At 35.9% G+C, this 16,661-nt stretch carries 14 protein-coding genes and 1 pseudogene; 10 read left to right on the top strand and 5 right to left on the bottom strand.

Going from position 1 to position 16,661, the window contains the following annotated elements; all coding sequences use genetic code 11:
* Positions 1–76 precede the first annotated feature (76 nt).
* The gene (locus JFU23_RS05800) at positions 77–1,369 is read right to left on the bottom strand and encodes a glycoside hydrolase family 18 protein (protein WP_201031583.1); all 1,293 of its coding nucleotides are present in this window, start codon (positions 1,367–1,369) and stop codon (positions 77–79) included.
* A 109-nt stretch (positions 1,370–1,478) separates the two neighbouring features.
* Between JFU23_RS05800 and JFU23_RS05795 the strand changes: the two genes are divergently transcribed.
* A complete protein-coding gene (locus tag JFU23_RS05795) occupies positions 1,479–1,898 on the top strand; it encodes an acyl-CoA thioesterase (protein ID WP_002128497.1) in 420 nt (139 codons plus the stop codon).
* A gap of 77 nt (positions 1,899–1,975) precedes the next feature.
* Here the strand turns inward: JFU23_RS05795 and JFU23_RS05790 are convergent, their stop codons facing one another.
* Together JFU23_RS05790 and plsY are read right to left on the bottom strand one after the other, a co-directional pair.
* The gene (locus tag JFU23_RS05790) at positions 1,976–2,266 is read right to left on the bottom strand and encodes a HesB/YadR/YfhF family protein (RefSeq protein ID WP_002033558.1); all 291 of its coding nucleotides are present in this window, start codon (positions 2,264–2,266) and stop codon (positions 1,976–1,978) included.
* Between the two features lie 109 nt (positions 2,267–2,375).
* Complete coding sequence (gene plsY / locus JFU23_RS05785; protein ID WP_002014306.1) at positions 2,376–2,972, bottom strand: glycerol-3-phosphate 1-O-acyltransferase PlsY; 597 nt, start codon at positions 2,970–2,972, stop codon at positions 2,376–2,378.
* Positions 2,973–3,197: 225 nt separating this feature from the next.
* Between plsY and JFU23_RS05780 the strand changes: the two genes are divergently transcribed.
* The 8 genes and pseudogenes from JFU23_RS05780 to JFU23_RS05745 all read left to right on the top strand — a co-directional run bounded on the left by JFU23_RS05780 (position 3,198) and on the right by JFU23_RS05745 (position 14,357).
* A complete protein-coding gene (locus JFU23_RS05780) occupies positions 3,198–5,054 on the top strand; it encodes an anaerobic ribonucleoside triphosphate reductase (RefSeq protein WP_201031582.1) in 1,857 nt (618 codons plus the stop codon).
* Entirely contained in the window at positions 5,051–5,503 is a 453-nt protein-coding gene (gene nrdG / locus JFU23_RS05775; protein WP_002137702.1) for an anaerobic ribonucleoside-triphosphate reductase activating protein, read from the top strand. Before JFU23_RS05780 ends, nrdG begins: the two co-directional genes overlap by 4 nt.
* 18 nt (positions 5,504–5,521) lie before the next feature.
* Positions 5,522–6,199, top strand: a complete 678-nt coding sequence (locus JFU23_RS05770; RefSeq protein ID WP_002014310.1) for a response regulator transcription factor — start codon at positions 5,522–5,524, stop codon at positions 6,197–6,199.
* Between the two features lie 203 nt (positions 6,200–6,402).
* Positions 6,403–7,644 carry a S1C family serine protease gene (locus JFU23_RS05765; protein ID WP_012261395.1) on the top strand — a complete coding sequence of 414 codons (1,242 nt, stop codon included), beginning with the start codon at positions 6,403–6,405 and terminating at the stop codon, positions 7,642–7,644.
* Positions 7,645–7,723: 79 nt separating this feature from the next.
* A complete protein-coding gene (locus tag JFU23_RS05760) occupies positions 7,724–8,137 on the top strand; it encodes a CoA-binding protein (protein WP_002014313.1) in 414 nt (137 codons plus the stop codon).
* A gap of 377 nt (positions 8,138–8,514) precedes the next feature.
* A complete protein-coding gene (gene parE / locus JFU23_RS05755; RefSeq protein ID WP_002087772.1) occupies positions 8,515–10,479 on the top strand; it encodes a DNA topoisomerase IV subunit B in 1,965 nt (654 codons plus the stop codon).
* 1 nt (position 10,480) lies between these two features.
* Positions 10,481–12,903, top strand: a pseudogene (gene parC / locus JFU23_RS05750) (DNA topoisomerase IV subunit A).
* Positions 12,904–13,325: 422 nt separating this feature from the next.
* Positions 13,326–14,357, top strand: a complete 1,032-nt coding sequence (locus JFU23_RS05745) for an oxidoreductase (RefSeq protein WP_002014316.1) — start codon at positions 13,326–13,328, stop codon at positions 14,355–14,357.
* 57 nt (positions 14,358–14,414) lie between these two features.
* Here JFU23_RS05745 and JFU23_RS05740 read toward each other — a convergent pair whose 3' ends face one another.
* Positions 14,415–14,858, bottom strand: coding sequence for a VOC family protein (locus tag JFU23_RS05740; RefSeq protein WP_002014318.1), 444 nt, complete (start codon positions 14,856–14,858; stop codon positions 14,415–14,417).
* A gap of 59 nt (positions 14,859–14,917) precedes the next feature.
* Between JFU23_RS05740 and JFU23_RS05735 the strand changes: the two genes are divergently transcribed.
* Positions 14,918–15,892 carry a helix-turn-helix transcriptional regulator gene (locus JFU23_RS05735; protein ID WP_201031581.1) on the top strand — a complete coding sequence of 325 codons (975 nt, stop codon included), beginning with the start codon at positions 14,918–14,920 and terminating at the stop codon, positions 15,890–15,892.
* Positions 15,893–15,980: 88 nt separating this feature from the next.
* On the opposite strand, the gene JFU23_RS05730 is transcribed toward JFU23_RS05735, so the two are convergent.
* Positions 15,981–16,601, bottom strand: coding sequence for a TetR/AcrR family transcriptional regulator (locus tag JFU23_RS05730; protein ID WP_201031580.1), 621 nt, complete (start codon positions 16,599–16,601; stop codon positions 15,981–15,983).
* Positions 16,602–16,661: the final 60 nt, after the last annotated feature.

The following is a 16,661-nucleotide window of genomic DNA, read 5'->3' as shown; positions in this document are numbered from 1 at the left end:
AAAAAGGAGAATGTCATCATTCTCCTTTTTGTGTGTTTGGATAATATTATAAAAATATTTAAAAAGCTGACTTTCGTCAGCCTTTTTTCGTAATTGTAAAGTTTTCAACGAGTAAACGCCAATTTTGTGGGAATGGTAGACCAATCTTCCAGTAACTAATACCACCAATGCCTTGTTCTTTCATTAAATTGAATTTACTTTGAATAGACCTCGAATCTTCAAACCAAACCTCGTGTTGTACGCCGTTTTCATCAAAGTAATTAAAATGTGGAGCTTGGGCTGTGAAATCATAGCGGATAGGAACATTGTATTTACGAGCAAGTGCAACAGCTGCGACAGAGCTAACTGCTTTTGCGGGTGGATTCCCTTGTTTGAAAGGAAGTTTCCAATCAAATCCATATAAATTTTGCCCCATCATAATTTTTTGTGGGGGCATTTGAGATTTTGCATATTGAAGTACTTCTTTTACAGGACCAATAGGGGAAATCGCCATCGGTGGTCCACCTTGCCAACCCCAGTCGTATGTCATAATGACGACGAAATCAACAATTTGTCCTTGTGCTTTATAATCGTGAGCCTCAAAAAATTTCCCTTTTTGATTTGAGCTCGTTTTCGGTACAAGTGTTGTACTTAATGTGTACCCGCTAGGTAAGCGTGTTTTCACATTTCGTAAAAACCGATTATACGCTTCGCGATCTTCAGGTGCCACACTCTCGAAATCGAAATGAATGTCTCGCATGCCATATTTTTCAGCTGTTTGCAAAATGTTAGTAATAAACTTGTTTTGAATTGTTGCATCGCGTAAAATAGCCGAGGTCAGATCGGCACTGAAATTTCCATTTTCAATATTTGTAATAACGAGCATAGGGATGGTGTTACCTTGCGTTGCAATATTAGCGATTTTCGCTGTTTCCGTCGGTTCTTTTAAAGTGCCGTCTCTTTTTGCTTCAAAGCTGAAGTAGGCTAAATATGTTAAAAATGGATTAATAGCACGTGTAGCATTTACTAAACTTTCTTTTATCGGTATTGTTGAAGGCTGTAAATAAGCAATGGATTCTACTGCTCGTTTTGTTCCTTTCGGTATATATAATTGCTGTCCGACATGGAGAATAGATTTTAATGAAAGGTTATTAACTTTAGCTAAACTGGCGAGAGGGACGTTATACGTTTGAGAAATTCGATAAAGGCTGTCACCTGGCTGTACATAATAATTATTGCCTTTTGTATTAACGATAAGTGCCTGACCAACAACGAGTGTTTCAGCTGGATTTAGTCCATTGTCTTTTACAATTTCTTCAGGTGTAGATCCGTACTTTGATGCTAAACCATAAACACTATCACCGCTACGAACAGTTACAATTTGGATCATGTGCTTGCCCCTTTCGGTAAAAGATTCACTGTTTTTATTTTATTTTTGATTCCACTGTATTATGATTAAATGTATGCAAGGTAGCAGAAGTGAAAGAAGGCGAATAGAAATGTTTGTAGCAGAACATGAAGTTGAAATCCGCTATGCGGAAACAGACCAGATGGGTGTTGTTTACCATTCAAACTATTTAGTGTGGCTGGAACTTGGGCGCACTAAACTTATACAAGAATTAGGATTTTCATATGTTGAAATGGAGAAAGAGGGAATTATTTCTCCTGTATTAGACTTGCAAATTTCATATCGTAAAGCGATGCGTTACGGAGAAAAAGCTATTGTGAAAACGTGGGTTGATACTGTGAGCCCGCTCCGCGTTGTATATGGATATGAAATTTATAATGGTGATGGCGAACTTTGTATTACTGCAAGCACGACGAATATTTGTGCGAAAAAAGAAGGGTTCCGCCCTGTATCATTTAAAAAATTATATCCTGAGTGGTATGCGAAATATGAGGAAATTAAAAAGAAATAAAGTGAAACTTTAATCAGTGGGGGTCTTACTACCCGCAAATAGCGGGATAAAAAAAGCGTGGCAGAAGCCACGCTTTTTTATTTTTCATAATTAAATTGAGGGAAATCATCACCGTCGTTAAGTGTAACTAATAAATTATGTCCATCGAAGAACCACTCATCATCGCCTTCAATAAAGAAGTTAATACCTTCTTCTTGAGTTTGAACAGCAGGGTGCGCAGGGTCATCTTTACGAATACCTAAAGAAAGTCCTTTTTGCACAGTACTGCAACCGCCGTATTGTACGAAAAGACGTATTGTTTCACCCGATTGTAAGTTTAATTCGTTTTTATACCATTGTGCTGCTTCTTTTGTTACGGAAAGATTCATGTATAGTTCCTCCAAGTTATGTTGCTTTTTCTTTTAGTATAAAAAATAACGCAAAAAGACGCTATTAATATGCTTCACGTTTTCTTTTTGCGTTATGTGGGTTACGATCTTATTTTTGCTTTTTTGAAAAGTTTGCTTTTGGTTCAGTTTTATTTATAATTCGTCCGATATTTGCACGGTGTTTATAAATAACCATACCTGCTAATAAACACATCGCAATAATGAAGATTTTATCCCCGCTAACAATGGATGCAATAACAGCAACGACAGCTGTTATCATAGAAGAAAGTGATACGTATCTTGTTGTAAATAAAAGGCTGAAAAAGACAACAGCTAATATTGCAAAAACAACTGGTGAATAGCATAATAGCACCCCAGCAGAAGTTGCAACTGCTTTCCCCCCGCGGAATTTTGCGAAGATCGGATAGACATGTCCAAGAACAGCGGCTAATCCAAACCATAGTGGGTGAATATCTGACCCGAAAATAATCGGTAGACCTGTTGCTAATGTACCTTTTAAAATGTCAGCAATTGTTACGATAAAACCTGCTTTTTTCCCTAATGTACGGAATGTATTTGTTCCGCCTAGATTACCGCTTCCATGCTCACGAATGTCGATTCCATAACCAATTTTTCCAACGACTAATGCAAATGGAATCGAACCGAGTAGATAGGCAACGATAAATAAAAGATATGTAATAACCATGAGTTCAGTCTCCTTTATACAAATGTGTTGATAAAGGGTAAAAAGAGTTTTTCCCATTTATTGTACCATACATTTGTAAAGAGCACATTTCTTTTTTATAAATGAAAAAGTCATTAATTTTTAAAAAAACTTTCACAGGAATGTTACATTTTTCACAGGAACAGAAGAACTATATGTTGTATGATTTTAATCAAAAGACAACAACATGTTGGTGGAGGGTTATGAATGTTGAAACAAAATGTACGTGGAGAAGAATTAATGAAAGTATTTGAGACAATTATCCACGGTAATGAACAAGATTTAATGCAGGAAAATGCAAATGTAGATGGTCGATCTCCAATGGGAGTAATGGGAACGTTCGCATCTGAGAGCGCAAAGTATTATGCAGTAGAAAAATTATTATCAGATCAAGTGAAAAAAGCGATAGATCAAAATATATTATATCCACATGATTTAGATTTTTATGCAACAGGAACGACGACTTGTTCGCAAATTCCGTTAGCGCAAATGCTAGCTAACGGTTTTCATACTGGACATGGACATATGAGACAACCGCAAGACATTAAAAGTGCGTTGGCGCTTTCTTCAATTATTTTTCAGGCGAATCAAAATATGCAGCACGGTGGTCAATCGTTTGCACTCTTTGATATTGATTTAGCTCCATATGTGAGAAAAACAGTAAAGAGACATAAAAAACGACTACAGTCATATCCGCTTACGAAAGAACAAATAGAGGAATTTGCATGGAAAGAGACAGAAAATGATACGTATCAGGCGTGTGAGGCTTTCGTTCATAATTCAAATAGTATGCATAGTAGGGGCGGGGGACAAGTACCATTTATTTCTATTAACTACGGAACAGACACATCGAAAGAGGGAAGACTTTTAATTAAGCAACTTTTAAAAGCGACGCAAGCTGGACTTGGTAAAGGGGAAACACCGATTTTTCCTATTCAAATTTTCAAAATGAAAAAAGGCGTGAACTTTGAAGAGTGTGATCCGAACTATGATTTATTTGAATTAGCGTTAGAAACGACCGCTGAGCGATTATTCCCTAACTTTTCGTTTTTAGATGCTCCGTTTAATGCTGTGCATTATGATGGTCGACCGGAAAGTGAAGTATGTTATATGGGGTGCCGTACTCGTGTTATGTCTAATATACATGGGGAAGAAACAGCAATTGGAAGAGGGAATTTATCGTTTACTTCTATTAATTTAGTGAAATTAGCGCTAATTAGTGGTTCAAAAGAAGCGTTTTTTGAAGCGCTAAGTTATTATTTAGATTTAGGCGTTAAGCAATTATTAGAGAGATTTGCTTATCAATGTACAAAGAGAGCAAGAGATTTTCAGTTCTTATATTCACAAGGTGTATGGCGTGGTGGAGAGACGTTACAACCTGAAGATGCTGTGGAACCGATTTTAAAACAAGGGACGTTAAGTCTTGGTTTTATCGGTCTTGCAGAATGTTTAGTAGCGTTAACTGGAAAGCATCATGGAGAAAATGAAGAATCGTGGAAGCTTGGATATGAAATTATTTCCTTTATGAGAGAGAGCATGGATAAGGCGATGGAAGAACATCAACTCAATTTCTCTGTAATTGCAACGCCTGCAGAAGGTTTATCAGGTAAGTTTGTGAAAAAAGATAGAGAAAAATTTGGTGAGATTAGCGGTATAACGAACCATAATTACTATACGAATTCATTCCATATTCCAGTTTATTATAACATTCAAGCGATAAATAAAATTCGTTTAGAAGGACCTTTCCATGCCCTATGTAACGGGGGACATATTACGTATATTGAACTAGACGGAGCAGCTATGCATAACAAAAAGGCATTAAAGCAAATTGTGCAAGCGATGGCAGAGAATGGCGTTGGGTACGGTTCAATAAATCATCCTGTTGATCGTTGTAAGTGCTGTAGTTATCACGGAGTTATTGGGAATGAATGTCCAAGCTGTGGAAATGAAGATGAGACTAATATAGAAAGAATTCGCCGTATAACGGGCTATCTTGTAGGAGATATGTCGAAGTGGAATAGTGCGAAACGTAGTGAAGAGATGGATCGGGTGAAGCATAAATGAAAGTTATGAATATCATTCATGATAGTGTAGTGGATGGAGAAGGGTTGCGGACAGTCGTGTTTTTTGCGGGCTGTCCGCATCGTTGTTTCGGGTGCCATAACCCGAAATCTTGGAATGTTTGCAATGGAACTGAAATGACGGTAGAAGAAATTGTGAAAGAGATTGAAAGTAATTCATTAACAGATGTAACATTTTCAGGTGGAGATCCATTCTTCCAAGCTGCTGAAGTGAAAAAAGTAGCAAAAGCTGTGAAAGATTTGAAAAAAAATCTATGGATGTATACAGGTTATACGTTAGAAGAGATACAGAGTTCTCGAAATAATGATATGATAGAGTTGTTACAGTATGGGGATGTTTTAGTCGATGGAAGATTTGAAATCGAGAAAAAAGATTTAACACTTCCATTTCGCGGAAGCTCCAATCAACGTATTATTCGATTGAAAGAGTAAAAAGGCGGGATAGATTATATGAATAAAACAGTATTACTTGTTGAAGATGAAAGAAGATTACGTGAAATTGTTAGTGATTATTTTCGTAATGAAGGCTTTGAAGTAATCGAAGCAGAAGACGGGAAAAAAGCGTTAGAATTATTTGCAGAGCATGAAATTGATTTAATTATGTTAGATATTATGTTACCAGAAATAGATGGATGGTCTGTTTGTAGACGAATTAGAAAAGAATCAGCAGTACCAATTATTATGCTGACAGCACGTTCGGATGAGGATGATACATTACTAGGTTTTGAATTAGGTGCAGATGAGTATGTAACGAAACCATTTAGCCCGAAAGTGTTAGTAGCTCGCGCGAAGACGTTATTGAAACGTGCGGATGGAGCGGTAGGAGTATCAGAAGAAAATACTATGTCTTTAGCTGGAATAGAAGTGAATCGACTATCTAGAACAGTTTTAGTAGATGGTGAAGAAATTATATTGACACATAAGGAGTTTGAACTTCTTGTTTATTTAATGGAGAACAAAGGAATTGTGTTGTCACGTCAACATTTATTAGATCAGTTATGGGGATATGATTACTACGGTGATGACCGAACGGTTGATACACATATTAAAAAACTGCGAAATAAGCTAGGAGATAAGGCGAAGCATATCGGCACTGTTATTCGAGTAGGTTACAAATTCGAAGAATAACCTTTAAGTTACTATGCATCTCGGCTTTGGGATATAGCAAATTTACACTCTCCTTTGTAGGTGGAATGTACAAAAAATACTTTTCTTGTCTACAATGGTAGATAGGAGTATTTTTTTAATTGGATTTCACGATGAGTTCACAAGAAGGACACAAAATGTGACTATACTGAAAGTACGAATTCACCAGGGAGGGGAAATAAAACATGGGATATTACGACGGACCGAATTTGAATGAAGAGCATAGTGAAACGAGAGAAGTGAAAAAATCAGGTAGTAAAAAAGGATATTTTTTCACAGGTTTAGTTGGAGCTGTAGTCGGGGCGGTTTCGATTAGTTTTGCAGCACCGTACATGCCATGGGTGCAAAATAATGATGCAGCTGTTTCGTCATTCAATTCTAATAAACAAGTAGAAGGAACTGTAGTTCCAGTTGTAAATAAAGCGAAAAATGAAACTGATTTACCGGGAATGATCGAAGGCGCGAAGGATGTTGTTGTAGGTGTTATTAATATGCAACAAAGTGTTGATCCATTTGCGATGCAACCGACAGGCCAAGAGCAACAAGCTGGCTCAGGATCAGGTGTTATTTATAAAAAAGCAGGAAATAAAGCGTATATTGTAACGAACAACCATGTAGTAGATGGAGCAAATAAACTTGCTGTAAAACTAAGTGATGGTAAAAAGGTAGATGCAAAGCTTGTAGGGAAAGACCCTTGGTTAGATTTAGCGGTTGTAGAAATTGATGGATCTAATGTAAATAAAGTTGCCACTTTAGGTGATTCAAGTAAACTTCGTGCGGGTGAAAAAGCGATTGCAATCGGTAACCCACTAGGGTTTGATGGAAGTGTAACAGAAGGTATTATTAGTAGCAAAGAACGTGAAATTCCAGTAGATATTGATGGCGATAAGCGTGCAGATTGGAATGCTCAAGTTATTCAAACAGATGCAGCGATTAACCCAGGTAATAGTGGTGGTGCGTTATTTAATCAAAACGGTGAAATAATTGGGATTAATTCAAGTAAAATTGCACAACAAGAAGTTGAAGGAATTGGATTTGCTATTCCAATTAATATTGCAAAGCCAGTTATTGAATCCCTTGAAAAAGAAGGAGTGGTGAAACGTCCAGCACTAGGAGTAGGTGTCGTTTCATTAGAAGATGTGCAAGCTTATGCAGTAAATCAATTGAAAGTACCGAAAGAAGTAACAAACGGCGTTGTATTAGGTAAAATTTATCCAATATCACCTGCAGAAAAAGCTGGTTTAGAGCAATATGATATAGTAGTAGCGTTAGATGATCAAAAAGTAGAGAATTCACTTCAATTCCGTAAATATTTATATGAAAAGAAAAAAGTAGGCGAGAAAGTAGAAGTTACATTCTATCGCAATGGCCAAAAAATGACGAAAACAGCTACATTAGCAGATAATTCAGCTACAAAGAATCAATAATCGGAATAAAAGAAAGTCTCTTTCATGTTGAAAGAGACTTTCTTTATCGGATATACTAAAGGAATAGGAGGGATAAATTATGATAATTGAAAACCCAACTCGTACGGAAATTGGTGAAGTATTAAAGAAAAGTAAAACGATTGCAGTTGTTGGATTATCAGATAAGCCAGAACGCACATCGTATATGGTTTCAAAAGCAATGCAAGATGCTGGGTACCGCATTATTCCAGTAAATCCAACAGTAGATGAAGTACTCGGGGAAAAGGCGGTTTCTTCACTGACGGATATTAAAGAACATGTTGATATTGTAAATGTGTTTCGTCGCTCAGAATTTTTAAAGGATGTTGCGAAAGAGTTTGTAGAGATTGATGCAGATGTTTTCTGGGCACAATTAGGAGTACAAGATGAAGATACATATAAACTTTTACAAGAAAAAGGGTACACAGTAATAATGGATCGTTGCATTAAAGTAGAGCATGTAATGACAAAATAGTATAGATTTTAAAGATAGAAAGATTGATTCAGCCCTCGCTTTTTACATAAGTAGGGCGGATGAACGAGGTGTTCATCATGAGATTTTTTAAAGGCTGTTTTTGGGGATTGTTACTTGTTATCCCATTTTGGATATTGATCATTTGGATCATGATAAAGGTTTGGAATGTATAATGTTGGAATACATATCCATTTCTCGTTGACAAACGATTATTTTTCTGAAATAGTAGCCTAGAGGAATCCTTGTGAAAAAAACAAGGATTTTTCTATTGAAAATAGTATATAAAAGAGATAAGATAACTTGCCAAAACTATAGTCGAGGCGTTATTCTATAATAGAAACATATGTTCTGATTTGATTAGGAAAGGGGCAAGGAGTTTGGCGAAGCATCAGTTCCAATATAATGAAGATGCAATTCAAGTGTTAGAAGGACTTGAAGCCGTTCGAAAACGCCCGGGTATGTATATCGGGAGTACGGATAGCCGTGGATTGCATCATTTAGTATATGAAATAGTAGATAACTCCGTTGATGAAGCATTAGCGGGATTTGGCGACGAAATTTCTGTCGTAATACATAAAGATAATAGTATTAGCGTAATTGATAAAGGGCGAGGAATGCCTACGGGAATGCATAAGCTTGGAAAGCCGACACCTGAAGTTATTTTAACAGTACTTCATGCTGGTGGTAAGTTTGGCCAAGGAGGCTATAAAACGAGTGGTGGTTTACACGGTGTTGGGGCATCAGTTGTAAACGCCTTATCAGAATGGCTAGTAGTAACGATTAAGCGAGATGGTAGCATTTATGAACAACGCTTTGAAAATGGTGGTACTCCTGCAACGACGTTAGAGAAAATCGGGAAAACGAAAGAGTCTGGTACAACGATGCACTTCAAACCAGATACAACTATTTTCAGCACAACAAATTATAATTATGAAACATTATGTGAGAGATTACGTGAATCTGCATTCTTATTAAAAGGAATGAAAATCTCGATAAAAGATGAACGTAATGATTTAGAAGATGTGTTTCATTATGAAACAGGAATTGAGGCTTTCGTTTCATACTTAAACGAAGAGAAAGATTCGATTCATCCAGTTGTATATTTCTCGGGTGAGCAAAATGGAATTGAAGCAGAGTTAGCCTTTCAGTTTAATGATGGTTACTCAGAAAACATTCTTTCGTTTGTAAATAATGTACGTACAAAAGACGGTGGTACACACGAAGCTGGATTTAAAACAGCAATGACACGTGTGTTCAATGAGTATGCTCGTAAAGTTTCTTTATTAAAAGAAAAAGACAAAAATTTAGAGGGTACAGATATTCGAGAAGGATTAGCTTCGATTGTTTCTGTACGTGTACCAGAAGATGTACTCCAGTTTGAAGGGCAAACGAAAGGGAAACTAGGTACAAGTGAAGCTCGTTCTTCAATTGATGCAATTGTATCTGAGCATTTAGCTTACTTTTTAGAAGAAAACCCGGATGTAGCTACACTTCTTGTGAGAAAGGCAATTAAAGCAGCACAAGCACGTGAGGCTGCTCGTAAAGCGAGAGAAGAAGCACGTACTGGTAAGAAGAAGAAAAAATCAGAAGGTACTTTAAGCGGGAAGTTAACACCTGCACAATCACGTAATCCTCAGAAAAACGAATTGTATTTAGTAGAGGGTGACTCGGCTGGTGGTTCAGCAAAGCAAGGGCGAGATCGTCGTTTCCAAGCGGTGCTACCATTACGTGGTAAAGTAATTAACACAGAAAAAGCAAAGCTTGCTGATATTTTTAAGAACGAAGAGATCAATACGATTATTTACGCAATTGGCGGCGGCGTAGGGAATGAGTTCGCTGTTGAAGATATTAACTACGATAAAGTTGTTATTATGACCGATGCAGATACGGATGGAGCACATATTCAAGTGTTACTACTGACGTTCTTCTACCGTTATATGAAACCACTTATTGAAGCTGGTAAAGTATTTATCGCACTTCCACCTTTATATAAAGTAAGTAAAGGAAAAGGGAAAAGTGAAGTAATTGAATATGCATGGTCTGATGAAGAATTAGGTGGTGTAACGAAAAAGGTCGGTAAAGGCTACATGCTGCAGCGCTATAAAGGACTTGGCGAAATGAATGCCGATCAATTATGGGAAACAACGATGAACCCTGAAACACGTACGTTAATCCGTGTGAAAATTGACGATGCATCAAGAGCTGAGCGCCGAGTTACGACATTGATGGGGGATAAAGTAGAACCTCGCCGTAAATGGATTGAGCGTAATGTACAATTTGGTATGCAAGAAGAAGGAAATATTTTAGAAAATGAAATGATTATGGAGACGGAGGTGGAATAACATGCAGGCAGAGAAGTTTCATGACCTCCCGCTTGAAGACGTGTTAGGTGACCGCTTTGCACGTTATAGTAAATATATTATTCAAGACCGCGCGCTTCCAGATGCGCGTGACGGTTTAAAACCGGTACAAAGACGTATTTTATATTCTATGTATGTAGAAGGAAACGTGCATGATAAAGCGTTTCGTAAATCAGCTAAAACAGTAGGTAATGTTATCGGTAATTATCATCCACATGGTGATTCCTCTGTATATGAGGCGATGGTCCGTTTAAGTCAAACTTGGAAAGTACGTAATGTTTTAGTTGAAATGCACGGAAATAACGGTAGTGTTGATGGGGATCCAGCAGCGGCAATGCGTTATACGGAAGCACGTTTATCACCAATCGCATCTGAGTTATTACGTGATCTTGATAAAGAAACAGTAGAATTCGTGTCAAACTTTGATGATACGAGTGAAGAACCTATTGTATTACCGGCAATGTTCCCGAACTTATTAGTGAACGGATCTACAGGGATTTCCGCTGGTTATGCAACAGAAATTCCACCGCATCATCTTGGAGAAGTAATTGATGCTACAATTATGCGTATCGATCAACCGAATAGTTCTGTGGAGGACTTGTTAACAGTTATTAAAGGACCAGATTTCCCTACAGGTGGTATTATACAAGGGATAGATGGCATTAAAAAAGCGTATGAAACAGGTAAAGGTAAAATTATTATTCGCGGAAAAGCAGAGGTTGAAACGATTCGTGGCGGGAAGCAACAAATCGTTATTACAGAAATTCCGTACGAAGTAAATAAAGCGAATCTTGTTAAGAAAATGGATGAATTACGTATAGATAAAAAGCTAGATGGAATTGCTGAAGTACGTGATGAGACAGATCGTACAGGTCTTCGTATCGTTGTAGAATTAAAAAAGAAGCGAATGCTGAAGGTATTTTAAATTATTTATATAAAAATACAGATTTACAAATTCCATACAACTTTAATATGGTAGCGATAAATAATCGTCGTCCGACACTTATGACATTACCTAAGATTTTGGATGCATATATTGGACATCAGAAAGAAGTTGTTACAAGACGCTCACAATATGAATTAAGAAAAGCAGAAAATCGTCAGCATATTGTAGAAGGTTTAAAGAAAGCATTATCAATTTTAGATGAAGTGATTGAAACGATCCGTGGGTCTAAAGATAAGCGTAATGCGAAAGATAATTTAAGTGCGAAATTTGGATTTACAGAGGCGCAGTCAGAAGCAATTGTTTCACTGCAATTATATCGTTTAACAAATACAGATATTACAGCGCTAGAGCAAGAAGCAGCGGAACTTAGTAAGAAAATTATAGAGTTACAGTCAATTTTACAAAGTGAAAAAAGACTTTTTCAAGTTATTAAAACAGATTTGAAGAGAGTAAAGAAAACATATAGTGATAATCGCCGTGCGATAATTGAAGAGGAAATTGAAGAAATTAAAATCGATGTGGAAGTTATGATTCCGCAAGAAGATGTCATCGTTACTGTAACGAAAGAAGGCTATGTGAAACGAACAGGTTGGCGTTCGCATAATGCATCGAACGGGAAATACTTCGGTATGAAAGAGGGTGACATCTTACTTGAGCGTTTCGATACAAACACGACAGAAACCGTTCTTTTATTTACGAACAAAGGAAATTATATTTATCTTCCTGTGTATGAAATGCCAGAAATTCGTTGGAAAGATTTAGGTCAACACGTTGCGAATCTTGTTTCACTCGAGCGAGATGAATCGTTAATTTGGGCAACAGTCGTACCGAATTTTGAAGAAGAAAAACGATTTATCGTATTTGTTACACGAAACGGTATGATTAAGAAAACAGAATTAAACCAATATAAAGTGCAGCGTTATTCACGGGCATTCGTTGCTGTAAACTTGAAAAAAGATGATGAAGTTGTTGATATATTTGCGACAGATGGGACAAGTGATATTGTTCTTGCAACACATGGTGCATATGCACTTGTATTCAATGAAGAAGAAGTAAGTCCAGTTGGTGTCAGAGCAGCTGGTGTGAAAGCAATTAATTTAAAAGAAGATGACTATGTTGCTTCTGGTAAACCGTTAAATGGTGAAAAAGATCAACTTATTCTCGTTACGCAGCGAGGTGCTGTGAAACGTATAAAGGCATCGGAAATTGAGAAATCAACGAGGGCGAAGCGAGGCCTTGTAATTTTTAAAGAGTTAAAACGTAATCCGTACCGCATTGTCGGTATTGAAATTGTTCGAGATGATGAATTAGTTTACATGAAGACAGAGAAACACATTGTAGAAGAAATTGATCCGAAAGCGTTTCGAAATAAAGACCGGTATAGTAATGGTAGTTTAGTACTAGATGTTAATGATACTGGTGAAGTAATTGAAACGTGGACAAAGAAAAGAACGGAATAAAGTGAAACTTTAATCAGTGGTTTTTTTCCATCTCCCACTGATTATTAGCCTTCACCAATCGGGCTTTTACGGGCAGTTGGTCTCCCGCCTAACTTCCCTCGCATTCGCCGTATTTTGAGGTGGGAGTCTTACTGCGCGTTAATGCGGGATAAAGGGAGCATCTTGCTATGAATGATAGCAAGATGCTTTTTTCTAAGCAAATCATTATGTATATAAAAATAATCTTGTTATAATAATGAAATGAAATCGTTCTCACAAAGTGAAACTTTAATCAGTGGGAATTTTCTTTATCCCCACTGATTATTAGTTGAATCAATCGGGCTTTTACGAGCAGTTGATTCCTCACCTAATTTCTTTGCTTTCGCTGAATTTTGAGTTAGGAATCTTACTGCCCGTTAAAGCGGGACAAATGGAGGGGCAACATGAAAAAAATAGGTGTAGGGATTGTAGGATTTGGATTTTCTAGTACAACATTTCACATCCCGTTATTACAAACGATAGAAGAATACGATATTCGTGCTATTTTATCATCAAAAGAAGAAGTAGTGAAACAAGCATTACCAAATGCTGAAGTTGTTGGTACAATTGATGAATTAGTAAATCGAGCTGATATTGACTTAGTGGTCATTACTTCGCCGAATACAACCCATTTTCCATATGTAAAAGAAGCAATTGTACACGGTAAGCATGTTGTTGTGGAAAAACCATTCGTTGTTTCAATTGAAGAAGGAGAAGAACTTATTTCATTAGCGAACCGACATAATGTCGTTTTAAGTGTGTATCATAATCGCCGTTTGGATAATGATTTCTTAACGATAAAGAAATTATTACAAGAAAAAAGAATAGGGAATGTATACGCATATGAAGCGCATTTCGATCGTTTCCGCCCACATGTACGCGATCGCTGGAGAGAAAAGAACTTACCAGGATCAGGTATATTATATGATTTAGGATCGCATTTAATTGACCAAGCATTATCATTATTTGGGAAACCAGATGCGATAAGCGCAGATGTAATAAAACAACGACCAGGTGCAGAAGTGGATGATTACTTCCATGTTGTACTTCACTATGGAGTGAAGCGCGTTATTTTACATAGTAGCAGTTACGTAAAGCAAGCTGGACCACATTTTACACTGCATGGAGATAAAGGTTCTATCGTGAAGTATGGTATGGATTCACAGGAAGAACAATTAAAGACTGGAATGAAGCCAGGGGATAATGGTTATGGATCAGACTCTGAAGAGAATTTTGCTACTTTAGAAACAGAAGAAAGCTTAGAGCGTATTCCAACAGAAGTCGGCTGCTATGACATGTATTATAAAGGCGTGCGAGATAGCATATTAAATGGTGAAAAACTACCTGTAACTGCTCAAGAAGGTTTAGACGTTATTAAATTGATTCAATTGGCGACTGAGAGTAGTGAAACGGGTAGAGTCATTGCGGTAAAATAAAAAAGACACGAATTTTGTGTCTTTTTTTATTAGGAATATGCGAATATGACTCATTATTTATTTTAGTCGTTTGTCATACATTAATTGGATTTGTATGCCGTAAGGATCTTCAATAATACCATATGCTTCACTAAATATATTTTTTTCTAGTGGAGAGATTATTTTCACATGCTTATCGGAAATTAAATTATTATAAAATCTTTGTATTTCTTCTAAATTAGCACTTTGAATGCAAAGTGACATGTTATTTCCAACGCTATAACGTTCAGTAGGGTTCATTGTATCTTCGGCTATCATTAGCTTTGTATTCCCAATTTGTAAAACAGAGTGGGCAATATGATCTTTATTTTCACTTGTAATTTCAAAAGAACTATCTCTTTTGGCCAGTTCTTCATACGTAACAATCATTAACTTCTTGGCCTCTAAATTACGTGTATAAAAATTAATTGCCTCCTTTGCTTGCCCATTCATTGAAAGAAAAATAGCTATTTCTAATGTCATAAATATATAACTCCTTTATTAGTTAATAATTATAATATAGACTAAAAAGGTTTCAATACATGACACCTTTTATGGAGGGAAATATGAAAAAAACTGAACGAATAAATGATATGCTTATTTTCTTAAATAATAAAAGATATTTTAATTTAAAAGATTTAATGGTTAGATATGATATTTCTAAAAGTACCGCGTTGCGAGATATTCAATCATTAGAAGAAATAGGTGTACCAATATATTCTGAACTAGGTAGAAATGGGAGTTATAAAATTATAGAAAATAGTGTGTTATCACCAATATATTTTAGTGTGGATGAAATGTATGCGTTATACTTTTCGATGCTTACATTAAATGGATACAAAACAAAGCCATTTAATATAGAAAGTATTGCGCTTGAAAATAAATTTAAACATGTATTACCTGATAATGTGAGTAAAAATATTTCAATCATGGAACGAACGCTTTCCTTTGAAGTAACAAATCATAGTAACTTTAGTCCGTTCTTAAAAGAACTTTTACAGGGGATTTTTGCTGAGCGAGTTTATCATTTAACATATTTTAAAAAAGATGAGGAGAAAGTATTGGTCGCCCAATTTATTCGAATAGAATCTAAATTTGGCCAGTGGTATGCTAAAATCTTTAATTTTGAGACAAATCATGTTCAAATAATTAGATGTGATAAAATTCTTTCTATTGTGGAAACAAGCAATACTAATTCAAAAAATCTTGAAGAATTGTTAAGTTATCTTACTAATTTTCATAGAAGGCCTGATGCAACTGATTTTATTGTCGTTGTTAATCAAAAAGGAAAAGACATTTTTGATAAAGAGAATTATCCTTCCATGAAGATACAAAAAGAAAACGAAAATTACATTATAACAGGCTATTTTAATAAACAAGAAGTTGATTTTATCTCGAACTATTTTCTGAATTTCGGAGAAACGATTATCTCAATTCAGCCTGTTATGCTAAAAGAGTTAATCTATAATAAGGTATTATCTATAAAGCAGCATTTAACTTCGTTAAGAGAAAACTAGTATTAATAATTTTTTTAGCACCAAAAAGCCCTTGAGATTTAAATATCCAAAGGGCTTTTTTTGTGATGGTATTTGTTCTTTAGAAACATTATTTTTCTGGGACGGACAGTCCATAAAAGAACATCGTAACGATATCTTGTATATGTTTTTCGCGATCTCCTTCAAGAAGCTGAGCCCCGAAATCATCACCTAGTTTAGTGAACATTTGAATGTATAGTAACATCATTTCTTTAGTAAGGTGAGGGTTAATTTCATTTTTTTGCTGTGCTTGTTCTAGTATTTCTAAATACCAAGGCAAGATTTTTTCGTTTTGATAACTATAAATAAACTTTCGGAGCTCTTCATCTCTTTGCATCATTTGTAGTAACATATCCGGCTGAAATAACCCACCAGTATTCATTTTTCTTACAATCATTTTTTGCATTATCTCATGAAAAGGTAATTTTTCCTCTGCAAGTTTTTTATAATATTGAAATTCAGATGTTATAAATTCTTGTATAAGCTCTCTAAATAATGCTTCTTTACTTCCGAAATGATTATAAATTGTCACTTGAGAAACGTTTGCTTTTTTTGCAATATGTTCTATTTTCACTTCATTAAATCCACGTTCTGAAAATAATGTAAAGGCCGCATCTTTAATGGCACGTTTTTTCTTTTCTTTCACTTTTTCAAAGCCGTTCAATACAATCACCTCATTTAAAATATACAAGAAAAAATAATTGAAAACAATATTTTTGAAATATGGACATATAAATATTTCAAAAAGTTG

The sequence above is a fragment of the Bacillus sp. TH50 genome, from assembly GCF_016650565.1.
Lineage (GTDB): Bacteria > Bacillota > Bacilli > Bacillales > Bacillaceae_G > Bacillus_A > Bacillus_A mycoides.
The sequence above is the reverse complement of the archived record's forward strand: the minus strand, read 5'-3'. Positions and strand labels throughout refer to the sequence as shown.